19 protein-coding genes and 3 tRNA genes are annotated in these 23,668 nt (G+C 34.2%); 14 read left to right on the top strand and 8 right to left on the bottom strand.

Translation table 11 applies throughout. The features are described 5' to 3' along the window. Positions 1 to 228 precede the first annotated feature (228 nt). From NLG42_RS22155 to NLG42_RS22175, 5 genes are all read right to left on the bottom strand, one after another. A complete protein-coding gene (locus tag NLG42_RS22155; protein ID WP_257682425.1) occupies positions 229 to 1,548 on the bottom strand; it encodes an ATP-binding protein in 1,320 nt (439 codons plus the stop codon). A gap of 612 nt (positions 1,549 to 2,160) precedes the next feature. Then, on the bottom strand, positions 2,161 to 3,477 hold the full coding sequence (locus NLG42_RS22160; RefSeq protein WP_257682426.1) for a site-specific integrase: 1,317 nt from the start codon (positions 3,475 to 3,477) through the stop codon (positions 2,161 to 2,163). A 438-nt stretch (positions 3,478 to 3,915) separates the two neighbouring features. After that, positions 3,916 to 3,989, bottom strand: a tRNA-Arg gene (locus NLG42_RS22165). A gap of 30 nt (positions 3,990 to 4,019) precedes the next feature. After that, a tRNA-Pro gene (locus NLG42_RS22170) sits at positions 4,020 to 4,094 on the bottom strand. A gap of 15 nt (positions 4,095 to 4,109) precedes the next feature. Continuing rightward, positions 4,110 to 4,193, bottom strand: a tRNA-Ser gene (locus NLG42_RS22175). A 238-nt stretch (positions 4,194 to 4,431) separates the two neighbouring features. Between NLG42_RS22175 and NLG42_RS22180 the strand changes: the two genes are divergently transcribed. Then, on the top strand, positions 4,432 to 5,610 hold the full coding sequence (locus NLG42_RS22180; RefSeq protein ID WP_257682427.1) for an acetyl-CoA C-acyltransferase: 1,179 nt from the start codon (positions 4,432 to 4,434) through the stop codon (positions 5,608 to 5,610). A gap of 74 nt (positions 5,611 to 5,684) precedes the next feature. Further along, entirely contained in the window at positions 5,685 to 6,446 is a 762-nt protein-coding gene (locus NLG42_RS22185) for a C40 family peptidase (RefSeq protein WP_257682428.1), read from the top strand. Between the two features lie 95 nt (positions 6,447 to 6,541). On the opposite strand, the gene NLG42_RS22190 is transcribed toward NLG42_RS22185, so the two are convergent. Continuing rightward, on the bottom strand, positions 6,542 to 7,387 hold the full coding sequence (locus NLG42_RS22190) for an AraC family transcriptional regulator (protein WP_089052768.1): 846 nt from the start codon (positions 7,385 to 7,387) through the stop codon (positions 6,542 to 6,544). A gap of 120 nt (positions 7,388 to 7,507) precedes the next feature. Between NLG42_RS22190 and NLG42_RS22195 the strand changes: the two genes are divergently transcribed. The 4 genes from NLG42_RS22195 to NLG42_RS22210 all read left to right on the top strand — a co-directional run bounded on the left by NLG42_RS22195 (position 7,508) and on the right by NLG42_RS22210 (position 10,306). Further along, complete coding sequence (locus NLG42_RS22195; RefSeq protein ID WP_257682429.1) at positions 7,508 to 8,494, top strand: aldo/keto reductase; 987 nt, start codon at positions 7,508 to 7,510, stop codon at positions 8,492 to 8,494. A 335-nt stretch (positions 8,495 to 8,829) separates the two neighbouring features. Then, entirely contained in the window at positions 8,830 to 9,432 is a 603-nt protein-coding gene (locus NLG42_RS22200) for an NAD(P)H-dependent oxidoreductase (RefSeq protein WP_099719242.1), read from the top strand. A gap of 2 nt (positions 9,433 to 9,434) precedes the next feature. Beyond that, the gene (locus NLG42_RS22205) at positions 9,435 to 9,713 is read left to right on the top strand and encodes a putative quinol monooxygenase (RefSeq protein WP_089052765.1); all 279 of its coding nucleotides are present in this window, start codon (positions 9,435 to 9,437) and stop codon (positions 9,711 to 9,713) included. A 134-nt stretch (positions 9,714 to 9,847) separates the two neighbouring features. Next, the gene (locus NLG42_RS22210; protein ID WP_257682430.1) at positions 9,848 to 10,306 is read left to right on the top strand and encodes a DUF3291 domain-containing protein; all 459 of its coding nucleotides are present in this window, start codon (positions 9,848 to 9,850) and stop codon (positions 10,304 to 10,306) included. A 33-nt stretch (positions 10,307 to 10,339) separates the two neighbouring features. On the opposite strand, the gene NLG42_RS22215 is transcribed toward NLG42_RS22210, so the two are convergent. Then, positions 10,340 to 11,047, bottom strand: coding sequence for a class I SAM-dependent methyltransferase (locus NLG42_RS22215; RefSeq protein WP_257682431.1), 708 nt, complete (start codon positions 11,045 to 11,047; stop codon positions 10,340 to 10,342). A gap of 265 nt (positions 11,048 to 11,312) precedes the next feature. Here NLG42_RS22215 and NLG42_RS22220 point away from each other — a divergent pair, with 265 nt between their 5' ends. Together NLG42_RS22220 and NLG42_RS22225 are read left to right on the top strand one after the other, a co-directional pair. Next, complete coding sequence (locus tag NLG42_RS22220) at positions 11,313 to 12,194, top strand: LysR family transcriptional regulator (RefSeq protein ID WP_257682432.1); 882 nt, start codon at positions 11,313 to 11,315, stop codon at positions 12,192 to 12,194. Positions 12,195 to 12,550: 356 nt separating this feature from the next. Continuing rightward, on the top strand, positions 12,551 to 13,831 hold the full coding sequence (locus NLG42_RS22225) for a DUF2130 domain-containing protein (protein ID WP_089059607.1): 1,281 nt from the start codon (positions 12,551 to 12,553) through the stop codon (positions 13,829 to 13,831). A gap of 259 nt (positions 13,832 to 14,090) precedes the next feature. Here the strand turns inward: NLG42_RS22225 and NLG42_RS22230 are convergent, their stop codons facing one another. Next, positions 14,091 to 14,870: an META domain-containing protein gene (locus NLG42_RS22230; protein ID WP_257682433.1), complete on the bottom strand. Its 780-nt coding sequence runs from the start codon at positions 14,868 to 14,870 to the stop codon at positions 14,091 to 14,093. Positions 14,871 to 15,136: 266 nt separating this feature from the next. Between NLG42_RS22230 and nirB the strand changes: the two genes are divergently transcribed. The 6 genes from nirB to NLG42_RS22260 all read left to right on the top strand — a co-directional run bounded on the left by nirB (position 15,137) and on the right by NLG42_RS22260 (position 23,639). Beyond that, positions 15,137 to 17,650 (top strand): nitrite reductase large subunit NirB, encoded by a 2,514-nt coding sequence (nirB, locus tag NLG42_RS22235; protein ID WP_257682434.1) that lies wholly within the window; start codon positions 15,137 to 15,139, stop codon positions 17,648 to 17,650. Positions 17,651 to 18,020: 370 nt separating this feature from the next. Continuing rightward, on the top strand, positions 18,021 to 18,398 hold the full coding sequence (gene nirD / locus NLG42_RS22240) for a nitrite reductase small subunit NirD (RefSeq protein WP_257682435.1): 378 nt from the start codon (positions 18,021 to 18,023) through the stop codon (positions 18,396 to 18,398). A 154-nt stretch (positions 18,399 to 18,552) separates the two neighbouring features. Next, positions 18,553 to 19,137, top strand: a complete 585-nt coding sequence (locus NLG42_RS22245) for a DUF4202 domain-containing protein (protein WP_257682436.1) — start codon at positions 18,553 to 18,555, stop codon at positions 19,135 to 19,137. A gap of 9 nt (positions 19,138 to 19,146) precedes the next feature. Beyond that, complete coding sequence (locus NLG42_RS22250) at positions 19,147 to 20,964, top strand: PAS domain-containing sensor histidine kinase (RefSeq protein WP_257682437.1); 1,818 nt, start codon at positions 19,147 to 19,149, stop codon at positions 20,962 to 20,964. Positions 20,965 to 21,404: 440 nt separating this feature from the next. Continuing rightward, positions 21,405 to 22,064 (top strand): response regulator transcription factor, encoded by a 660-nt coding sequence (locus tag NLG42_RS22255; RefSeq protein ID WP_089052755.1) that lies wholly within the window; start codon positions 21,405 to 21,407, stop codon positions 22,062 to 22,064. 96 nt (positions 22,065 to 22,160) lie between these two features. Next, complete coding sequence (locus NLG42_RS22260) at positions 22,161 to 23,639, top strand: MFS transporter (protein WP_257682438.1); 1,479 nt, start codon at positions 22,161 to 22,163, stop codon at positions 23,637 to 23,639. The last annotated feature ends 29 nt before the right edge of the window (positions 23,640 to 23,668 follow it).

A 23,668-nucleotide genomic window follows, 5' to 3' on the forward strand; every position in this document is an offset into this window, starting at 1 on the left:
CTGATAATAATTAAGAAACATATGAAAAGATAACTGGTCAGAGTAAATACAGTTAATTAGATTACCGTGCAATTTCCATTGTATCATGTTGTGCTGATTCTATTAAATCGTGTCGTGCTCAATCTATTAAATGCTGCTATTCTCTCGAAGAATTTCTTCTGTTTTTTCGGCCAAATTCGCGCCAAATTCGCGCCAAAAGGGATACATTCACGCCAAATTCGCGCCAAATTAGAATAACTCATATCGCGTATTTTTACCAATTCCAATCTTTTTAAAAACCTTTAATTCAATTAATTCATGTAAATCGCGTGTAGCTGTTCGTGCAGAAGCAAATGTTTCTCCTTGATAAATCATATTTGTTATAAAACCATTTTCTTTAACATAGTCAACCGCAGCCATCTGACGTTTATTTAAACCTAAAGTCACTAATAAATCCAGGCTCGTTTTACTCTTATACAAAATAACTAGAACTCCCCCTCCTTCTTCTTTTATTTCTGGTTCAGGCAGACCGTGTTTTTTGCATTCCTCAAGAATCTTAATTGTTCCTCTTCCCCAAGACTCTATTAATCCACCTTTATAAAATATTTGCGCTAAAAGTGGATTTCTAGGATATGAACTATGAGTTTTTTTTAAATCTTCAGGAGATAATTCTTTTGGAAGTGTTCCAAAATTCCATATTTCTAATCTATCGTTATAAACTCTGACAGTAATAGGCGTTGTTTGATAGATTCTATGGACAATTGCATTTAAAAGAATCTCTCTGATAGCCCCATATGGATACTCAGTAGTTTCAATTCTCTGATTTCCATCATAAGAAATAGTTTTCTTAAAGTACTTTTTATCAAGAATTTCCAAAGTAATATCAGCTTGTTCGAAAACATTTACTTCAACTACATCCTGACTTAATAAGTCAGCCCCAGTTTTACCAAATCTTCCGATTTTAATAAATGCTGTAGTAAAAAAAATCAAAGGGTCTACAGCAAACAAAAGTAACCCTGCTCTTTTAATTTTATTGTCACTATCAATTAATCTCAAATTTTTTAGAATATTGAGATAGTTGTTATCTTGTTTGATAAAAGTTAATCTACCACTAACATTAGCACTATTTTTAAAATATTCAATTGCACTTTCGTCAATGTCAGAAATCGAGGAAGTGGGCTCACTTACTTCATCCCAGTTAAGACCAGTCTTTTTAAGTAAAAATTCATTTAGAGAATTCCCTGTTAATAATTGTGTTGTACTTCCACTTCTTATATAGTACTTCCCTTTGTAAGAAATTGGGACAGAGTAAGCATTTACATTAATTTCTATATAATGCTTATTATTATCTGTTAAATGATTTACCTCGCAAATTACACCTACAAGATCTCTAATGCGATTAGGAAGGTTCACAAGAATTTTTTCATAATCTGAAATACCAATAATTTCACCTTTATCATTTATACCAATATAAATCTTGCCTCCATCAGCATTTGCAAAAGCAGAAATATACTCGAAGTACTCATCTCTCCACGATAGTTTCCACTCTATATTTTGTTTTTCAATCATAATGAATTGTTCCTAGTTAGTAAATTCCTTTCAAAGATAAAATATTTAAAGTAGTAAAATATTCAATTCGGTATTGTAAAATAAGGCTTCATAAATGCAAAATTTTGTGTATAGCAGTTTTTTAGGGCTGATTGACTTGAAAAATTTAACACCACTATCATTATTATTGATTTTTTCCATCATAAGCATCAAAGAGTTTTTAGTTGTAAAATATTTTCCACTAAAACAGCATTTTTATAAATTATTTTCCAATAAGAGTAAAAAATAAAAACAACTACAAAAGCTGAAATATTTACAAAGCAGTAGAAAAAGATGTACCATTTGCCTGGGAAATTGAAAAGCAGGAAAAACAGGATTTGATTATTACTGTACATAACCTCAAATATCTATATAGTTTTATATATCTTTCTATACATAACTTCATATTCCTAAGATTTTTTTTCATCGAAGTTTCTTCCGTAATTATTTTCCAATTGCCTAGACAGTATCAGCACAATTTGTTTCCGTATTCTGCTGGTTTATGTGCTAATTGAAATTAAATAAAACTGAAAATGAAAATCTGGACAAATGTTTAAAGCCTGATCAAAAAATACTCCTCCGCCTGTCAATTTATTAGTTCCGATTCATTAAAGCTAGTTTCTTTTTCATTTCGATCAGTTCCTTCTCCATTCTCTCAATTGTTTGTAAAGTTAAATTTCCCGATACATCTTCCTTATCCGCCAGTCTTTCTTTTAATCCCTGCATCTCACGGCCGATAGCCGCCTGTTCGGTTATAGCATACTCTTCGGTCTGCTTTACAGAGGAGTGGCCAAGCATTTCTTTTACAACATGTATAGGAACATCATTTCCCAGGGTTACAGTACTTCCAAAAGTTCTTCTGGCTTTGTGAGTATTTAAAGGACTTGTAATACCACATAAATCTGCAATCTCTTTAAGATATTCATTCATTTTCTGATTTGAGCTTACTGGCAGTACAGAAGCCCTTTCGATACAGAGAGGATGACTTTTATATCGGTCTAATATTTCGACCGCTTTTGGCAGTAAAGGAATATTAATCGGACTTCCTGTTTTTTGTCTTTCTTTTAAGATCCATTGTTCCCCGTCTACACCTGCCTTTATATCCGATCGCTTTAGATTAAAAACATCAATATAAGCTAGACCTGTATAACATTGAAAGACAAAAACATCCCTCACAATATTAAGACGTGGAGTAAAAAACTTGTGCTTCTCAAGAAGTGATAATTCAAAACCCGACAAAGGCTTTTTTGGAACTTTAATTTTTTTTGATTTAAATCGTTTAAATGGATCTGATGCAATAATTTCCTTATCAACTGCAACAAGTACAATTTTTTTAAAATTAGAAATATATTTAAGCGCAGTATTATTGCTTATACTTTTTACGGTCTTCAGATAAAATTCATAATCTTTTACAAATTCAAAATTTAGCTCATTAAACTCCATATCGGAAACTCCATATTTAAACTGCATAAATTCTTCTACATGATTTTTTGATATCTTATAACGAACGTGAGTACCGATGGCAAATTCCTTTTTTTCTACCAAAGCAAGCATTTGATCGTTATGTAACTGAAATTCCTGCATAACTGTATTTTTTGGTTTGGTTTTACCTAAAACGAAATTTATAAGTTTTATACTGGTAACAAATTCCTGCTTGTCTAAAAGGTGATCGGCGAATTTTCTAATTTTTAATTCCAGTGAATTCAAAAAGAAATTTAAAGTTTTTGCATCTTCTTTGGTCCCTACCGCTCTTCCTGTCTTTGGTTCCCACCTGCTTGCACTCCACTTCCGTTTAGTGGACGTCTCCTTAGGAACACCATCAACGTTGACGCGCAGATAAATAAATCTTTCATTTGTACAATTTGCAGAACTCTTCAAAAAGAAGGAAATTCCAATAGTGCTCTCTAACATAATTCAACATTTTATAAGTTAATAAAGTTCGAATTATAACATCAACAAATCAAGACGTAAACCTGCTTTACATGTTGATAACAAACATGTTAGGCTGATTTCTGTGGCAGTTTTTTTGCTCCAGTGAAATTGCCACGAAATTGCCACAAAGTTTTGTGCATTTTTGAAAATATTGGCAGTTAAAAGCGGAAATAAAAAAACCTGCAAATCAGAAGACTGCAGGTTTTATAAGGGTTTAGAACATTTAATGACTAAATATCTAAATCTAAAAGTGAACGCAGAAGGATTCGAACTATATGCCCTCACCCCTTGTAAACGTTGATATTTTAATTTTTAAAATCTTCACTGCCACGGTTTTGCCACAGAAAATCAAGAGATTTTAAAAACTAAATTACGTAAAACAAAAAGAGGATAATCAGTTACGATTATCCTCTTGAGTGATCCCAGAAGGATTCGAACCTTCGACCTACGCATTAGAAGTGCGTTGCTCTATCCAGCTGAGCTATGGAACCATTTTTTTAAAACTTAATGGTAAAGTTTTGTCGGGGTGGCAGGATTCGAACCTGCGGCCTCCTGCTCCCAAAGCAGGCGCGATAACCGGGCTACGCTACACCCCGAAGGCAAAATTTAAGCGGAGAGACAGGGACTCGAACCCTGGCGACGGTTACCCGTCGACAGATTAGCAATCTGCTCCATTACCGCTCTGGCACCTCTCCAAGCTCAAGAAACGTGTTCTGTTTTGCGGTTGCAAATGTAAGACAACATTCCATATCTCACAACTATTTTCGCGCTTTTTTTTAAGTTTTTTTAATCTTTTTTCTAAACCACTTCACAATCAAACGAATAGAATTAACAAAAATTTCATCTTAAATTTAAAATCCAATCGAATTGACGCAAAATTTGAATTTATTCAAATAAACAGTAAATTTGCTAGATAACTAATATTAACAGAAAATGAACAAAAGAGTTGTGATTGTTTCTGCCGTTAGAACACCTATCGGAAGTTTCATGGGTGGGTTATCTACCGTGCCCGCACCAAAATTAGGCGCTGCCGCTATTAAAGGAGCCCTTTCAAAAATTAACCTAGACCCAAAATTAGTTGATGAAGTTTTCATGGGGAACGTAATCCAAGCTGGTGTTGGACAAGCTCCAGCTCGTCAAGCTGCCCTTTTCGCAGGATTATCAGAAGAAGTTGCTGCCACAACAGTTAACAAAGTCTGTGCCTCTGGAATGAAAGCGGTAATGTTTGGTGCGCAGGCAATCGCTTGCGGAGATGCCGAAATCGTTGTTGCCGGCGGAATGGAAAGCATGAGTTTGATTCCACATTATGTACAAATGCGTGCCGGAAACAAATTTGGCCCTGCAACTATGCTGGACGGAATGCAAAAAGATGGTCTGACAGATGCTTATGATAACAACGCAATGGGAGTTTGCGCTGACTTATGTGCAACTGAATACAACATCAGCCGTGAAGAACAAGATAATTTTGCAATTCAATCTTATGAAAGAAGTGCAAAAGCTTGGGATGCCGGAAAATTTGATAATGAAATTGTTCCCGTAGAAGTTCCACAAAGACGCGGCGAACCTATTATATTCTCTAAAGATGAAGAGTACACTAATGTAAAATTAGATAAAATTCCATCTTTAAGCCCTGTTTTTACAAAAGACGGAACTGTAACTGCCGCAAATGCTTCAACAATCAATGATGGCGCTGCAGCTTTAATTTTAATGTCTGAAGAAAAAGCAATTGCATTAGGTTTAAAACCTTTAGCTTACATAAAAGGTTATGCAGATGCCGCACAAGAACCAAAATGGTTTACAACAAGCCCTGCAAAAGCATTGCCAAAAGCTTTAGACAAAGCTGGAGTTTCAATTTCAGATGTTGATTATTTCGAATTCAACGAAGCATTTTCTGTGGTTGGTTTAGCTAACGCAAAAATCTTAAATCTTAATAACGAAAAAATAAACGTAAACGGCGGCGCTGTTTCATTAGGACATCCTCTTGGTTGTTCTGGAGCACGTATTATCATAACTTTATTAAATGTTTTAGAACAAAACGATGCTAAAATCGGAGCTGCTGCAATTTGCAACGGCGGCGGCGGCGCATCAGCAATTGTTATCGAAAGAGCTTAAATAATAATACTTCAAATTAGGAGTTAATTAATTACTTTTAACTCCTAATTTTTTAAACTTATAAATTACCCTAAATGTTCGGAATTTGCAATCTTGCCATAGTACCCGTTCGATCTGAACCTAGCGACAGAAGTGAAATCGTTACACAACTTTTGTTTGGCGAGCATATCGAAATTTTAGAACGCCAAAAGCAATGGGCGCGCATAAAAATTCAGTTTGATGACTACGAAGGCTGGGTAGATTCAAAACAATATCAGGTAATTTCTGAAGAAAACTACAATCAATTAAGCAAAGAAGCCATTATTTTAAACGCCGATTTAATTGATTATATCACTTCTCCAAACAATTTATTATTACCAATTCCGCTTGGTGCTTCCTTAACTTTTTTAAACAATAACGAAATCAATACTTCCAATTTTGATTTTGAAGGAACAAAAACCAGCGGCATAAAACCAAAAAGCGCACTTATAAACACCGCTTTTATGTATTTGAACGCACCTTATTTATGGGGCGGAAAAACAACTTTTGGCGTTGATTGCTCAGGTTTTACACAAATGGTTTACAAACTAAACGGATACAAAATTCATCGCGACGCTTCTCAACAAGCGCTGGAAGGTGAACCTCTAAGCTTTATTGAAGAAAGCGAACCTGGAGATTTAGCTTTTTTTGATAATGATGAGGGAAACATTACTCACGTTGGAATCATTATGGACAATAATTACATCATTCACGCAAGTGGAAAAGTACGTATTGATCGTTTAGACCATACCGGAATTTACAATCCCGAAATAAACAAACACACACATAAATTACGTGTGATTAAGAAAATCATTTAAAAAGACGAATTGCACTAATTATCACAAATTAAAAATCCTTTTAATCTGTGTAATCTTTGGCTAAAAAAAATCGTGCAAATTCGCGTAATCCTTGTTTAAGCACTCAATCGAATCGTCTTTCTAAACTCTGACGGACTATTACCCTTTTGCTTTTTAAAGAATTTATTAAAGTGACTTTCGTCCGTAAAACCAAATTCGTATGCAATTTCATTAATGCGCTTATCGCTGAATTGCAAACGATGCTCTATCAGTTTTGTTTTATAATTACTAATATATTGCTGCATCGTTTCATCGGCATGTTTCTTGAAATAACGTCCTAAATACGTATTCGAAATTCCGAAATAATCACTTATAGACTCCGCTTTAATTTTTTCCGGATAATAAATATTCGTCTGAATATATTGTAAAATATCCATTGCTTTAGCTTCAGTTCCCACATTCACTTGTTCCGGCAGATATTTAGCAATATTTCTGGCAACGATAATAATTAAGGTATTTACCAATTGTTGAATCAATTCCTGATTATAAACATCTTTGTCATTATGTTCTCGACAAATTGCTTCAATCATTACCTTGACTAAACATTTATCAGCATCATTCTTTAAAATACAACCTGGTTGATGATTTGCATTTTGTAAAATATATTCTAAACGCTGAATATTTTCATTTTGAAGACTCGAATTCTTCAAATAAATATCATTAAATCTCAAAAAGAAAAATTTCGTTTTCGTTTCAATAGTAAAATTATGACAATCCTCAGGTGTCAATAAAAACATATGTCCAGCATCATATTCAAAAATATTTTTATTGATACACTGCCTTCCTGTTCCGCTCAAAATGTAAACCAATTCAAAGAAATTATGACGATCTCCAACATCTGGATATTCATCCAATGTTTCAAAAGAAACCGTAAACGGTTCATATAAATTTTCTTTTTTCATAATCTTTAAAGAATCTATTGAAGTTGCAAATGTACCTAAAAAAGACAAAATTATACAATTTTACACTCATAAAAATGGTATAATTTTGTCAAAAATTTGTAAAACGTAATATTTAATATCATGGAATATAGAAAATTAGGCAACTCTGAACTAGAATTATCAACCATAACATACGGTGCATTTGCTATTGGCGGAAATATGTGGGGCGGAAACGAAAAGAAAGATTCAATCGACTCTGTTCGCGCTTCTATCGACCACGGCGTAACAACAATTGACACCGCTCCTTTTTACGGATTTGGCTTAAGCGAAGAAATGATTGGTGAAGCAATAAAATCTTACGATCGTTCAAAAGTACAATTGCTAACCAAATTTGGTCTAGTTTGGGACGGAAGCAACAACAGAAAAGGTGATTTCTTTTTTGATGCAGATGATAATGGTAAAAAAGTGCCAATTTATAAATACTCTTCAAAAAACAATGTCATAAAAGAAATTGAAGAAAGCTTAAAACGTCTTCAAACAGATTATATCGACTTATTGCAAATTCATTGGCCAGATTCAACAACACCAATTTCAGAAACAATGGAAGCCGTTGAAATCTTACTTCAGCAAGGAAAAATCAGAGCTTTTGGAGTAAGTAATTACAACGTTTCTCAAATTCAGGAAGCACAAAAAACAGTTCAAATCGCATCCGATCAAGTTGCGTACAGTATGCTCAACAAAAGTATTGAATCAGATTTACTTCCATTTACAATTGCAGAAAATATCGGAATCATAGCATACAGCCCAATGGAAAGAGGTTTACTTACCGGGAAATATTTTACTGACGGTAAATTAAAAGAAAACGACCATCGTAATGGTTATTTTGGAAAATTTGATCTTCAACAAGTAAAAACTTTAGTAGAAGAACTAAGTTCATTAGCCAATTCAAAACACATTTCAATCTCACAATTAGTTTTACGCTGGACCACTTTACAAAAAGGAATCTCAATTGTTTTGGCTGGCGCAAGAAACGCAGAACAAGCCATTTCAAATGCAAAAGCGATGGATTTTGATTTATCTGTCTCAGAATTAGAATTTATTAATCAAGCAATTTCAAAATTAAAATAATATTTAAACACATAGAAACATAGTTTTAGCAATTTAAAAAAGACGTTTCACTTGCATCAACAAGCACAGTCAACGTAGTTTGTTATTCCAAGGAACGACAAACTTTGAGAACTATGTTTTAGAAACGAGTTTTTTTCCATTCTCTTTCCCAAAAAAGAAAAATCTATGTTTCTATGAGTTTCAAAATAAATCTCAAAAATTAAATAATAAGAATTTGGGTGTGTTCGCCGCGGCGAATCGGGCTTTCGGCTATATCTTTTATTCCGCTATCGCTTCATAAAAGGATACCGCCTCTATCCCTCACACATCACGAATTCATCAGAACAAAACGTAAAATGAAAAAAATATTTATAATCAACGGCAGTCAAAATTTCGCTCACTCAGGTGGAAAATTCAATGAAACCGTTACAGACTGGACAATTGAATTTTTAAAAAGTAAAAACTACGAAATAAAAACAACTGACATCAAACAAGAAATCGATCTTGAAGAAGAAGTAGAAAAATTCGTTTGGGCAGATGTTGTAGTGTATCACACTCCTGTTTGGTGGTTTCAATTACCAAATCTTTTCAAAAAATACATCGACGATGTTTTCACCGCAGGACACAACAAAGGAATTTACAAAAGTGACGGAAGATCCAGAACAAATCCAGACATTAATTACGGAACCGGCGGACTTTTACACGGACGTAAATATATGCTTACTACAAGTTGGAATGCACCCGCAACTGCTTTTACACTTCCGGGAGAATTTTTCGAAGAAACTTCGGTAGATGATGGTGCTATGTTTGGTTTTCATAAAATGAACAAATTTGTGGGAATGCAAAAACTCGACGGATTTCATTTTCATGATGTCGAAAAAGGTGCTACATCTGAAAATATTAGTATCTTTAAATCTGAATACACAAACCATTTAGCACAAATTTTCAAAACCATATAACCATGATATCTATAACTGCCATTATAAAAAGCAAGAAAGAAAACACGCAGCAGCTTCACAGCTTATTGAATGATTTAGTTACCGAAACTAGAAAAGAAGCGGCATGCGTACGCTATGATCTTCATCATGCAGAAAATGTTTTTATTATTTGGGAAGAATGGAAAGATCAAACCGGCTTAGATCTTCATAACAACCAATCTCATTTGCAAGATTTCATCACTAAAAGCGAAACTTTTGTTGCCGCTCCAATTCAAGTTTACAAAACCGCGCAAGTTTTATAAGTTGTTTTTTATAACGCGAATTCACGAATTATTTTTAAAATTTATACTCAAAGTTTTTAAAAATAATTCGTGAATTTACTGCTGAAAGATTATTCATAAAAAGATTAAATTACCATTTCTTTATCCAATAAAATATGAGCCAATATCATCTTGCGGAAATTAACATCGCAAAAATGAAAGGTGTCGACATCAACGATCCTATCATGAAAGAATTTGCAGACAACTTAGATTTAGTAAATACTTTAGCCGAAAAAAGCGAAGGATTTGTCTGGCGCCTAAAAGATGACAGCTACAATGCGACAAACTTGAATCCTTATAATGACGAACAGATCATTGTAAACGTTTCGGTTTGGGAAAACATCGAAACGCTGGAACATTATATGTACAAAACCTTCCACAGCGAGTTTTTAAAACGCCGAAAAGAATGGTTTCTGAAATTCGGAAAAGCACATACAGCAATGTGGTGGATTCCAAGAGGACATATTCCAACACTTGAAGAAGCAGTTGAAAAATTAGATTACCTGCAACAAAACGGAGCATCAGAACTAGTTTTTGATTTAAGAACCAAATTTCCTGTGCCAGTTATCGCATAAATTTTTTAAGCCATAAATTACACTAATTTGTGGCTATTTAATTCCACCAAAAGCACCAAAACACATATTCTTGTGTAAAATTTCAACGCTTTTGAAGCCTACTTTTTTCATTAAATCCAATTGGTAATTCATTGATCTTGGCGTATCTTCTTTTGCAATATAATCAAAGACATTTTTACGATATTCCGCCCCTCCTATTCCTTCTAAATATTCTCCATAGCGCTGCCAAGTATATTCGTTCAACAATTCCGTGTCTTGTGTAATCAAATCCGAAATCATAAAACAGCCGCCCGGTTTTAATAATTTAAATATTTTAGCAAAAGTAGTTTCCCAATCCTGATTATCTCTTAAATGATGCAAAACAGCTCCTGCTAAAATGATATCAAAAGTATTTTCCTCCAAATCTACTTCGCGAATATCACCTTGTTTAATTTCGACTTTTCCATTTGTTTCAACTGAAACTCTTTCAAAAGCTTTATCCAGCATTGGCAAACTCAAATCGACCAAAGTGCAATTTAAATTCGGCACTTTAGACAACATCATTAAAGTGTAATTTCCCGCACCGCAGCCAATATCCAAAACATGAGTAGCACTTGGAACAATTCTTTTAGAAGTTTCCGTAATTAACTCCAACGAAATTTTAGCATCAATTGTAGACAATTGTCCCGTTTCTAAATTCGAAAATCGTTCGACATCATTATCAAATCGTTCTTTGATTTCTGCAGTAGTTGATTTTTTCATAGTCTATGTTTTTTTTTAAATCTCTCGCAGTCCCGATAGCTATCGGGAGCAGATTGAGCGAATCTTTTTGCTATTATTGATCGGAATATTGTAGTTAAGATGATTATTTTATCTAAACTATAATCTGCTCAATCTGCAACCCAAGCGATAGCGGATTAGCAAAGCAAATCTGCGAGAGAGTTCTTTTTTCTTTTTCCAAAATTATCTCTTTCATAAATACTTTAAAAATACTATTTTTATCAATCAACAATACTTTAAAAGTATCATGGAATTACGTCACTTAAAATACTTTTTGGCTGTAGCCGAAGAATTGAACTTTACCAAAGCTTCTGAGAAACTTTTTATTTCACAGCCGCCTTTAAGCCGTCAGATAATTGAACTGGAAGAAGAACTTCAGGCAAAACTATTTATTCGGAACAATAAAAAAGTAGAACTAACGGAAGCTGGGAAATATTTCGAAAAGGAAGTGAAAGCACTCTTTCAGAATTTGGAACGCATTTCTATAAAAACAAAAAAGATTGCCGAGAATGTTTCGGGCGAATTCAGAATCGCCTACATCAGCTCGATTTACTCCTCTGTAATTTCAGAATTAATAAAACATCTGAAATTACAATTCCCTTATGTAAATTTCAAACTTTTTGAAGTATCCACAACCAAACAAATCGACGCTTTAGAACAAGGAAAAATCGAAATGGGAATTATTCGTTCACCAATAAAATCTCCAAAAATACAATCACATTTATGGTTTCAAGATGGATTTTCAATTGTCTTTAATAAAAATAAAATTCAACTGAAATCCGAAAAAGAGATAATGAATTTAAAAGATGAAACTTTCGTGTTCTTTAATAAAGATTATGCACCGCATTATCATGAAGTTTTATTGGAACTCTGCGCCTTTTATGGCTTTACGCCGAAGATTATTCACGAAGCCAATAATATTAATTCAATTGTACAATTAGTCAAAAATGGTTTAGGAATTTCGATTGTTCCGTCCAATATTGCAAAAAACAATCAAGATCCTGAGATTGGTTTTATTGCACTAAAAAAAGTCAATTTACGAACAGATGTTTCGATTATCACTTTAAAAGAAGATGATTCTGAAATTACGAGATCTGCTGTTGAATTTTTGTTGTCACAAAGTCGCTAAGACGCCAAGTTTTTTTTTAGTACGAGTGAAGCGCATACAGTTTGTCATTTCGACGAAGGAGACCCGAGCGACAGCGAACAGGCGAAGCAAATCTCCACGAGAAGCTCCACAAAGATTGGCTTATACTTGCCGAGATTTCTCCTTCGTCGAAATGACAAAAATAAAAGGAAATCCTCTTAATCTTTTTAATCTGTGGCTAAAAAACTTTGCATCTCTGTGACTTTGCGAGATTATTTCAAAAACAATTAGTGGCAACCCAAAAAATCGTTACAATTTATCACGTCTTTCGCAATCATAAAAAGATAACTTTTAAATATCTTAGCAAATTATAATTTCAGTTAAAAAATCAAAATAAAATGGCAGAGCAATCTTCAATTCAGTGCCCGAACTGCGGAGAAAATATCGACGTAAACGACATCTTAAAACATCAGTTAGAAGATAGTATTCGTAAAGAATTTCAGCAAAAAGCTGCTTCTCAGGCAAAAGAACTGGAATTAAAAAACGAGCAATTCGAAAAAGCTAAAGCCGATTTTGAAGCCAAGAAAAAGCAGGAAAATGAACTCTTTGCAGAACGTTTGGAACGTGAGAAAAAAACGGCCGAAAAAGAAATCGGAGAAAAACTAAAAGCCAAACTCGAAGAAGAAAATAAAGACCGCATGCTTTTGATGGAAAAAGAGCTGTCTGAAAAATCTGAGAAACTTCGTGAATTGAATAAAATGACAGGCGAAATTGCAAAACTTCAGCGTGAAAAACTGGAGATGAAAGAGGCAATCGAAGCCGAAGCACAAAAGCAACTAAATGCAACTTTAGTTCTGGAACGCGATAAAATCCGCAAACAAGAAGAAGAGAAAAACGAACTAAAAATAAAAGAATACCAAAAACAATCTGACGATCAAAAAAAGCTGATCGAGGAAATGAAACGCAAGCAGGAACAAGGTTCTATGCAATTGCAAGGTGAAGTAATGGAATTAGCGATTGAAGAATGGCTGGCAAATAATTTTCCACTTGACACTATCGACGAAATCAAAAAAGGCGCGAATGGTGCCGATTGTCTTCAAATTGTCAATACCCGTGAATTGCAAAACTGTGGTTCGATTTACTACGAAAGCAAAAGAACAAAAGCCTTTCAGCCATCTTGGATTGAGAAATTCAAAAATGATATTAGAACCAAAAGAGCTAATATTGGTGTTTTGGTGACCGAAGTAATGCCAAACGGAATGGAAAGAATGGGAATGCGAGACGGAATCTGGATTTGTACTTATGAAGAATTTAAAGGTTTAACTGCTGTTTTACGTCAATCACTAATTCAGGTAAGTCAGGCAGTTCAGGCGCAGGAAAACAAAGGCGATAAAATGTCAATGCTGTATGATTTTTTAACCAGCAACGAATTTCGTTTACAGATTGAAGGAATTGTAGAAGGTTTTACACAAATGCAAAGCGACTTAGACTCAGAAAAAAGAGCTATGCAGAGAATCTGGAAACAACGCGAAAAACAAATCGAAAAAGTAGTTCACAATACTTTAGGAATGTACGGTTCGATTCGTGGTATTGCAGGAAATGCAGTTCAAACTGTTAGAGCTTTAGAATTAGATTTTGTCGAAGGTGACGATGAAGATCCTAAAGAATTATTGGAATAGATCTTCCTGAAAATGGTCAATTCATTGTGTTAAAGGGATTGAAATCCCTCTCTACAATATATTTCGAGCTTTCAGCTCTTAAAAAAAACTCTGAAGGATAGATTTTTATAGCAACGGATTCCAATACTTTGAATACAAAAAATTCAACACAATCTTGTCATTCCGAGAAAGAAGGAATCTCCACATGCTGAGCACGCAACGAGAATCCAATCTTTGTCGAGTTACTTGTGGAAATTCCTCCTTCCTCGAAATGACAAAATTAATCCACCTTTCTAAAAACCAAAAGTTTCGCAGAAGGATTTGACAACGTTAATCTGTTATTTTCAATAGAATAAGTTGTTGTGCTCTGCAGTGATTTTGTAAACTCGCTCTCCTTATTTCCTTGGGGACAAGCCATAAGTGTCGAAAGAACTCTCGTAAATCGCAGTATACCTTTTTCATAAAAAATTTGTCCGCTTATAGCATTACAGCCGCCATAGCCAGAAAATCTATTTTCTGTTGAGTTGATTTCGATTCTAGGCATTTCTTTTTGAAAATCGGAAGCAAAAACTTTATAGCCATTCAGTTCTTCCAAAACCCAGATATCATGAAGACGATAATCAGTATTATACTTTCCGCAGCCTCCAATTTTTTCGGTTTGTAATTCCGTATTATTTTTAATTTCAATCGAAACTTTATAGGGAGAAATAACACCCGACATCGAATCCTGACAATCAACCTGCTGAATTGTAATAGTCGCTGATGTAGTTTCATTACTGGCTTTATACATCTTAACATTCGCATCCATAGCTCTTATGGCGTCAACAGGCGTAAAAACAAGTTTTTCCTTTCCTGGAATCAAAGAAGTAAATACAATATTGTCATTTCCCATTTTTAATCCCCAAAATGGTTCGTTTCCGGTTGCTGTAAAATAGTACTTCATCTCATCTTCCTGAGATCCATATTCAGAAGTCGTTTGTTTATCCGAAGTTTTGCCCGCTGTAGATTTACAGCCTATCGTCAAAGAAAATATAAGCAAAAGCGAAAGTATCCTTTTCATAACATTTTTATTTGAAATATCGTTTTTAACTAAATACGAGTAAATTTCTTATGAATTTACGAATTTTTTCTGAATTACTTATTTAGAATCTTTTCAAATTTGAAATAATTATAAGTACTCCAATTTGCACACATCCGCATTACGTAAAGGATTACGATAAAATACGTATTCAAAATAAACAACCAATACTTAAAAATTAACAATATTACGTATTTACATAAGTATAAATACTTATATTTGCGTAATAATACTTAATTAAAGAAATCATGATTAGAGTAATAGTAGTTGGAAACGGCATGGTTGGTTATAAATTTTGTGAAAAGTTCATCGCAAAATCAGGACAAGAAAAGTATCAGATTACCGTATTTGGTGAAGAACCGCGACGTGCTTACGATCGTGTTCACTTAAGCGAATACTTTGGAGGAAAAACAGCAGATGATCTTTCATTATCAACAAACAGCTGGTACGCAGAAAACAATATTATTCTAAATACATCTGAATTAATTACAGACATTAATCGGGAAGAAAAAACAATACATACGCATTTAGAAAAAACACATACGTACGACTACTTAGTTTTAGCCACAGGTTCTTCAGCTTTTGTGCCTCCAATTGACGGAGTCGAAAAAGAAGGCGTTTTTGTTTACAGAACTATCGAAGATCTTGATGCAATTATGGCTTATGCCAAAAAGATAAAAATAAAAGGCGCAACAGAAGCAGCTGTTTTAGGAGGCGGTTTATTAGGACTTGAAGCAGCAAAAGCGGTTAGAGATTTAGGACTGAATCCGCATGTGGTCGAATTTGCTACGCGTTTAATGCCGAGACAATTAGATCAAGGCGCAAGCGATATGCTTCAATCTAAAATTGAAGAATTAAACATTGGAATTCACCTTAATAAAGCAACGCAATATATTGACGGAAAGGAAAATATAACAGGAATGATGTTTGCTAATGAAGAATTGTTAAAAGTGGATATGTTGGTTATTTCTGCCGGAATAAAACCTCGCGACGAACTAGCAAGAGTTTCTGGACTTGAAGTTGGTGTGAGAGGCGGAATCGTGGTAAACAATCAAATGCAGACATCAGATCCTTCTATTTACGCGATTGGAGAAGCTGCACTTTACAACCAAAACATTTACGGACTTGTTGCTCCAGGTTACGAAATGGCTGATGTTGCGGCTGAGCAAATCTTAAATGGTTCAAAAACCATGAGAGAAACCATCGATATGTCAACACAATTGAAATTAATTGGTGTTGAAGTTGCGAGTTTTGGTGATCCTTTTATCGAAAATGAAAATGTAACTGCGATTATTTATGAGAATAAACTAAGCGGTGTTTACAAAAGAATCAACGTTACCAAAGATTCTAAAACGCTTTTAGGCGGAATTTTAGTTGGAGATTCAAGTGATTATAATTCGCTTTTCCAGATTTACAGCAACGCAATGGCATTACCTAAAAATCCGGAAGATTTGATTTTAGGTTCTCGCGACGGATCTGAAGGTTCAAGTTTAGGAAGTGTTATGGATTTGCCAGATACAGCCGTAATTTGTTCTTGCGAAAATGTTACAAAAGGCGCTATCTGCTGCAAAATTTTAGATGAAAGCTGCGCTACATTTTCTGATGTTGTAAAAGCAACCAAAGCAACTTCTGGCTGTGGAGGTTGTAAACCAATGGTTTCTGATTTGGTAAAAGCCACTCAAAAATCTTTAGGAAAGGAAGTAAAAGAAGTGATCTGCGAACATTTTAATTATAATCGTCAAGAATTATTCGATTTGGTAAAAATCAATAAATATGAGAATTTCTACGATGTTTTAGATCACCATGGAAAAGGCGACGGCTGCGAAATCTGTAAACCAGTTGTAGCATCAATTTTTTCTAGTATTTACAACGATACCGCAAATAAACACGTTACAACTCAAGATACAAACGACAGATTTTTAGCCAACATTCAACGAAACGGAACTTATTCTGTTGTTCCAAGAGTTGCTGGAGGAGAAATTACTGCAGAGAAACTAATCGTAATTGGCGAAGTGGCAAAACAATTCGAATTATACACCAAAATAACGGGAGCACAAAGAGTTGATTTATTCGGAGCACATTTAAGTGATTTGCCTAAAATCTGGAAAATTTTAATTGATAATGGTTTCGAAAGCGGTCACGCTTATGGAAAATCACTTCGTGCTGTAAAAAGCTGCGTTGGAAATGCTTGGTGCCGTTACGGAATGGACGATAGCGCCGGATTTGCCATAGAACTTGAAAACAGATATAAAGGAATTCGTTCTCCGCATAAACTAAAAGGCGGCGTTTCTGCCTGCATTCGTGAATGTGCTGAAGCTAGAGGAAAAGATTTCGGATTAATTGCAGTTGAAGGCGGTTGGAATTTATACATCGCAGGAAATGGCGGAGCGAACCCAAAACATGCCGTTTTACTAGCTGAAAAAATTGACAAAGAAACAGTAATCAAATACATGGACAGATTTTTAATGTATTACATCAGAACTGCCGGTCCGCTGATTCGAACTTCAACTTGGTTAGAAAAACTAGACGGGGGCTTAGAATATTTAAAAGAAGTTATCATTGAAGACAGTTTAGGAATCTGCGAAACACTTGAAACTGAAATGCAGACTTTAGTAAACACTTTTGAATGCGAATGGAAACAGGTTTTAGAAAAACCAAGATTATTAAAACGTTTCAATCACTTTATAAACTCAGATGAAAAAGACGAAAATGCTGTTTTTGTTCCGCTAAGAGATCAAAAAATGCCAAAAGCTTGGTCGTAAACATAATTTTTTAAACACATAGAAACATAGTCCAGAAGCTTCGGGATTGAACTCAAAAAAGGCGTTTCACTTGCATAAATACACATAACTATGTGTTAGAAACTAGTTTCTTTTAATTCTATTTCTCAAACAAAAAAAGTCAATGTTTCTATGTGTTTAAAATAAAAACCACAGATTAAAGGATTAAAAAGATTAAAAAAAAATCGCCTAAATCTGCCAAATCTGCGGGAAAAAAAATTGCTCCAAAAAAAAAGAAAAAAAAAAAACATTAAACGTTTGCTGTCCTTCTTACCCTCTTTTTTACTGCGCCATCAAACTCTATTGATTGTAAAAAGAGGGCTAAGAAACAGGAAATTAAAACTCAATCAAAATGGAAGAAATCTTAAATCAATACGAAACGGTTAGCGCGAGCGATGCAACAATTTGGTTCAAAGCAGGTAATGTAGAAGATTTTCCAACCAATCGCGGCGGCTGTATTAAATACAAAAACAAGCAGATTGCCATTTTTAATTTTGCCCGCCGAAACGAATGGTACGCTTGTCAAAATGCCTGCCCACACAAAATGGAAATGGTACTTTCAAGAGGAATGACAGGTTCTACAAATGATATTCCGAAAATCGCCTGTCCGATGCATAAAAAAACATTCTCATTAGTCGATGGTTCAAACCTAAACGGAGAAGATTTTAAAATTGCAACGTATCCTATTAAAGTTGTGGAGAATGAAGTTTTTGTTGGGTTTGTAGATTAGCGAATATGTAAGATGTGAGAAGTAAAATATGAAACGTGAAATATGGAGATCATACTATTTTTCACATTTTAAAACATTACCTATTACATTTTATTTTTCACATTTCACATTTTCACAAATTCCGTATCTTTGAAATCTATTATCAAACCATAAAATGACTACACCTTTTCAAAAAGCAAGCGAATGGATTGATGCTGAAAACGCACAAGATCCAAATATAGAAACTGACCAAAACAAAGAATATCCAAAAGAATTATTGTATTCAAACAGGATGTACGAAAGATTGATGCAGTTCGAACCAAATGCATCTGAAGCAATACAAATTGCGTCAAAAGCACAACACATCTGTCGATGGAAAGTTGCCCGCGAATCGTATCCAATGGATCGCGTTGGTTATTTGAAATGGAGAGAAGAACTTAAAAAATTCCATGCAAAAACAACTGCCGAAATTCTTGTAAAAGCAGGTTACGATCAAACTTTTATAGATCGCGTTTCATTTTTAATAGAGAAAAAACTACTTAAAAAAGATCACGAAACACAATTATTAGAAGATGTTATCTGTCTTGTATTTTTAGAATATTATTTAGATCCTTTCGTTCATAAACACGATGAAGAGAAACTAAAAAACATCATCAAAAAAACCTGGGATAAAATGTCGGATAAAGGACATCAGGAAGCCTTAAAAATCAACTATTCTGAAGAAAATCTAAATCTTATAAAAGCATCTTTAGGATTGTAAACTGACTTTATGAAGAAAAGCAATCAGGAAGAAGACAAAATCACTTTCAAAAATTTACGACGACTGTATTTTTTTGCGCTTCTTACTATCGCTGTAACTATAATTATCAGTCAGATTTTAGTACAATACAATCTAAATCAGCAGTTAAGTGATTCTAAAATCATAAATTTTTCAGGAAAACAACGAATGCTGAGTCAGAAAATCGTAAAAGAAGTTCTGATTCTGCAGTATGTTTCTAATAACGCTTCTGCAAAGCAAATTCCGCATTTAAATGACGTTTTATCACTTTGGAAAAAGAATCAAAATGCACTAGAAAATGGCAGTGACAGTTTAGCTTTTCCAAAAGAAAAATCAGAAACACTTTCTAAATTATATCTTGAAATAAACCCGATTTTCAATAAAATTGCAAATACAACCGACTCGTTTTTGTTGAATTTAAAGCAGAACAAACAAGCTGCAGAAAATCAAAAACTAGTAAATGTAATTTTAGAAAATGAAGGAATCTTTCTTTCTAAAATGAATCAGATTGTAACCCAATACGATCTCGAAGCGCACGAAAAAGTAACCGAACAACGCCGAATAGAATACTGGATTTTTGGGTTTACACTTTTGGTATTGCTTTTAGAATTCCTTTTCATTTTTAGACCAACTAATAAAAAAATTGAACGATTAATTGCCAAGCTTTTATCTTCCGAAAAGAAAGCTTTAAAGCTTGCATACGATACTGAAATACTTAGCGAAATCAAGGAAAATTCGGTTAAAGAATTAAAGTCGCTCAATTATGCAATGGAAAACACACTGCTCTATTGCCGAATTGCACCTGATGGTTCGATCATTCATATTGGCGAAAAATTTGCCAAACTTCTTAATTATACCAAGTTTTTATCCAACAAAAAATTCTCTGAAGTCTTAACTACAGACGAAAAAGAACAAACCAATTTTGATCGTTTGATATTTGAAAAACAACGAAGCGGCTGGCAAGGCGAAATTAAAATTGTTACCAAAGAAAATATTGAAATTTGGCTTGATCTTTCGATGGTTCCGGTTATGATCAAAAAAGACGAATTGGAACTTTTAATCGTTTGTTTCAATATCACTGAACGTAAAAAAGCACAACGCGAAGTCGAACGTTTGAATCTTGAAAATAGTACTGAAAAAATCAATCAGCAAAAGATCATTTCGAGTAAAATTGTTGAAAATCAAGAAAATGAACAAAACCGAATCGCTAAAGAAATTCATGACGGAATTGGTCAAATGCTGACTGGTTTAAAATTTAGTTTGGAAAGCATCAATTTAGATGACAGAGAAAAATCAGAACAAAAAATTGAGTATCTAAAAAAGCTTTCACTAGACATTATAAAAGGTGTCCGCACGGCAACTTTCAATTTAATGCCGCCCGAATTAAGCGATCACGGAATTGTTTCTTCTTTGGCAAAACTTACGCAGGAACTTTCAAAACTAACTGGAAAAGAAATTCTTTTCTACAATAAAACCGATTTCAATCAGCGATTAGATTCTTTAATCGAAATAAATATCTATCGCCTAACTCAGGAAGCGATCAACAACGCCATAAAATACGCCGAATCATCGCATATTATTGTACAGCTTTCACACAGCGAAACTTTACTAAGTATCATAATTGACGATAACGGAAAAGGTTTTGACATCAATGCCGTCGACAAAAAACGAAACAGTGAATCTGGAATGGGCTTATTGTTTATGAAAGAAAGAATTCAATACATTAACGGCCGTGTTTTCATCAAATCGATACCTGGCGAAGGAACCAGAATTACCTTCAATATCCCGATTCTCAAAGGAGAAAATTAGATAATTTGATAATTACTTAAACTTCGAACTTCCATTTGTCATGCCGAGCGAAGTCGAAGCCCACTCAAAGTAAATCGACAAAATCATCATCACATTTTTCTAATTGGCAAAATGGCTAATTATCTAATTTATCATCTCGACAAAGGAGACTCGAGTGATAGCAAATAGGCGGAGCAGATCTTCGCAAGTAGCGCTACAAAGAGTCCCGCTTTAGATTATGGAGCTGCTTTGCGCGGACTTCGACTCCACTCAGCCTGACAATACCGTAAGTAATTGGAATTTGAGATTTGAATATTCTGAACTTAATTTTCTAATGATTTTTTAATATTGGACTGTAGAATTTCGCAAATCGGAATTTACTTTTAAAAAAAGTACGTATATTAGCGTCTTCTTTATAGATGAATATACGTAAAAAACCAAAAATCTAATTTAAGTAAACTATGAGTAATATCATTCGTGTAGTGCTGGCAGACGATCATGTTTTTGTAAGAGATGGAATTAAATCTTTACTTGAAAATGAAGCAAATATTGAGGTCGTTGGTGAAGCAATTGATGGTGCCGATGCACTTGATGTTGTTGCCGAAAGCAAACCAGATTTACTTATAGTAGATATTCGTATGCCAAATTTAACAGGCATCGAGGTAGTAGAAAAACTTAGAAGCGAAAATAACAACGTAAAGATTATTATGCTTTCTATGCATGAATCTGAAGAGTATGTATTAAAATCTATAAAAGCGGGTGCCGATGGTTATTTGCTGAAAGGTTCTAGTAAAGAAGAATTCTTGAAAGCCTTACACACAGTGGCTGCCGGCGGAAAATATTTTAGCGGCGATATTTCTTCTATTCTAATAAGTCAGCTTACAAATTCGTCAACATCACTAGAACCTAAACAAAATCTAAGTGAAGAAATGATGATTACCAAAAGAGAAAAAGAAATTCTGACTCTTTTATTATCTGGAAAAGGAAATAAAGAAATTGCTGAAGCGCTTGATATCAGCAAACGTACTGCTGAAGTGCACCGTTTTAATCTGATGAAAAAGTTGAAAGTTAAAAACTTAATGGAACTTTCTAACAAAGCTGCTGAATATTCACTGATTTAAAATTACGTATTAATACGTAATTATTTTTCAAAAACTGCGTTTTAGCATCTTTTAACTAAGTTATAGTACTTATTTTTACATAAAAATATAAGTGCTATGAAAACTACAAACTCATTATCTCAATCACACAAAATTTTATTTTTGAACACATTGGCCTTTACGGTGTGTTTTGCCTGCTGGACATTAAACGGGGTTTTAGTAACCTTTTTGGTCGATAACGGAATTTTCCATTGGAGCGTTGTTCAAGTTGGATGGCTCTTAGGAATTCCAATTTTAACAGGCTCAATTATGCGCTTACCAATTGGCATGCTCACAGATAAATTTGGAGGAAAATATGTCTTTTCACTTTTACTGCTGCTTAGCTCAATTCCGCTGTTCCTCCTTCCCTATGCCGACAGTTTTTTTATGTTTGCTCTACTTAGTTTCTTCTTCGGAATGGTAGGAACTAGTTTTGCTGTAGGAATTGGTTATACTTCAATCTGGTATCCAAAAGAATGGCAGGGACGTGCTTTAGGAATCTTCGGAATGGGAAATGCGGGAGCTGCAATTACCACTTTTTTAGCGCCTTCATTATTAAATCATTTCTCTTTAGAAGATTCGCAAAATGGTTGGAAAATACTTCCAATTATCTACGCCTTTTCCCTTGTTCTAATTGGAATTGCTTTTTTAATTTTTGCTAAAAACAAAAAAATTGAGAACCATACAAAAAGCGTTCGTCAAATGCTTGGTTCACTAAAATCAGCTAGAGTTTGGCGTTTTGGAGCTTATTACTTTTTAGTTTTCGGTTGTTTTGTTGCATACTCGCAATGGCTGCTGCCCAATTTTATGAACGTTTATCAAACCAGTTTAGTTATGGGCGGATTATTTGCCACAATGTTCAGTCTTCCTTCTGGTGTAATCAGGGCTTTTGGAGGTTATTTATCAGATAAATTTGGTGCGCGAAAAGTTATGTATTGGGTTTTGAGTACTTCTGTTGTTTTAAGTGCTCTATTAATGGTTCCGAAAATGGAAATCACGACTACAGGTCCTGGAGTTCTTGCAACAAAAAAAGGAACTGTAACTTCTATTGCAAAAGATAATATTAAAATAGGTGAAACCGAATTTGACATTACACAAAAACAGGAAAACAATTCTGAAAATACAATTCTCCCAACTCGAACATCTTGGCAGCAAGTTGTTGTAGCACAGAACCAAACCGTAAAGAAAAAAGAGCTGCTGGCAAAAGGAATTACTGTAATAAAATTCGCTGCTAATATGTGGGTATTCTTAATTTTAGTAATTTTAATCGGAATTTCTTGGGGAATTGGCAAAGCAGCAGTTTACAAACATATCCCAGAATATTTCCCTACAGAGGTTGGTGTTGTTGGAGGTATGGTTGGAATGATTGGCGGTTTGGGAGGCTTTTTAGGCCCAATCATTTTTGGATACTTGCTGACCGCAACAGGAATTTGGTCAAGTTCATGGATTTTTATTTTACTATTCTCGACCGTTTGTCTCGTTTGGATGCATTATACAGTAACTAAAATCATGAACGAAAAACAACTGGCTTTGGCAAAAGTAATAGACAGAAAATAAGCGTATTAAAAGTTTAAAAATAATTATCA

The organism is Flavobacterium plurextorum (assembly GCF_024638035.1).
Taxonomy (GTDB): domain Bacteria; phylum Bacteroidota; class Bacteroidia; order Flavobacteriales; family Flavobacteriaceae; genus Flavobacterium; species Flavobacterium plurextorum.

Bases quoted from the DNA above. Each gene is read 5' to 3' on its own strand.
- NLG42_RS22155 (WP_257682425.1), bottom strand. From the start codon at position 1,548: ATGATTGAAAAACAAAATATAGAGTGGAAACTATCGTGGAGAGATGAG.
- NLG42_RS22160 (WP_257682426.1), bottom strand. From the start codon at position 3,477: ATGTTAGAGAGCACTATTGGAATTTCCTTCTTTTTGAAGAGTTCTGCA.
- NLG42_RS22180 (WP_257682427.1), top strand. From the start codon at position 4,432: ATGAACAAAAGAGTTGTGATTGTTTCTGCCGTTAGAACACCTATCGGA.
- NLG42_RS22185 (WP_257682428.1), top strand. From the start codon at position 5,685: ATGTTCGGAATTTGCAATCTTGCCATAGTACCCGTTCGATCTGAACCT.
- NLG42_RS22190 (WP_089052768.1), bottom strand. From the start codon at position 7,387: ATGAAAAAAGAAAATTTATATGAACCGTTTACGGTTTCTTTTGAAACA.
- NLG42_RS22195 (WP_257682429.1), top strand. From the start codon at position 7,508: ATGGAATATAGAAAATTAGGCAACTCTGAACTAGAATTATCAACCATA.
- NLG42_RS22200 (WP_099719242.1), top strand. From the start codon at position 8,830: ATGAAAAAAATATTTATAATCAACGGCAGTCAAAATTTCGCTCACTCA.
- NLG42_RS22205 (WP_089052765.1), top strand. From the start codon at position 9,435: ATGATATCTATAACTGCCATTATAAAAAGCAAGAAAGAAAACACGCAG.
- NLG42_RS22210 (WP_257682430.1), top strand. From the start codon at position 9,848: ATGAGCCAATATCATCTTGCGGAAATTAACATCGCAAAAATGAAAGGT.
- NLG42_RS22215 (WP_257682431.1), bottom strand. From the start codon at position 11,047: ATGAAAAAATCAACTACTGCAGAAATCAAAGAACGATTTGATAATGAT.
- NLG42_RS22220 (WP_257682432.1), top strand. From the start codon at position 11,313: ATGGAATTACGTCACTTAAAATACTTTTTGGCTGTAGCCGAAGAATTG.
- NLG42_RS22225 (WP_089059607.1), top strand. From the start codon at position 12,551: ATGGCAGAGCAATCTTCAATTCAGTGCCCGAACTGCGGAGAAAATATC.
- NLG42_RS22230 (WP_257682433.1), bottom strand. From the start codon at position 14,870: ATGAAAAGGATACTTTCGCTTTTGCTTATATTTTCTTTGACGATAGGC.
- nirB (WP_257682434.1), top strand. From the start codon at position 15,137: ATGATTAGAGTAATAGTAGTTGGAAACGGCATGGTTGGTTATAAATTT.
- nirD (WP_257682435.1), top strand. From the start codon at position 18,021: ATGGAAGAAATCTTAAATCAATACGAAACGGTTAGCGCGAGCGATGCA.
- NLG42_RS22245 (WP_257682436.1), top strand. From the start codon at position 18,553: ATGACTACACCTTTTCAAAAAGCAAGCGAATGGATTGATGCTGAAAAC.
- NLG42_RS22250 (WP_257682437.1), top strand. From the start codon at position 19,147: ATGAAGAAAAGCAATCAGGAAGAAGACAAAATCACTTTCAAAAATTTA.
- NLG42_RS22255 (WP_089052755.1), top strand. From the start codon at position 21,405: ATGAGTAATATCATTCGTGTAGTGCTGGCAGACGATCATGTTTTTGTA.
- NLG42_RS22260 (WP_257682438.1), top strand. From the start codon at position 22,161: ATGAAAACTACAAACTCATTATCTCAATCACACAAAATTTTATTTTTG.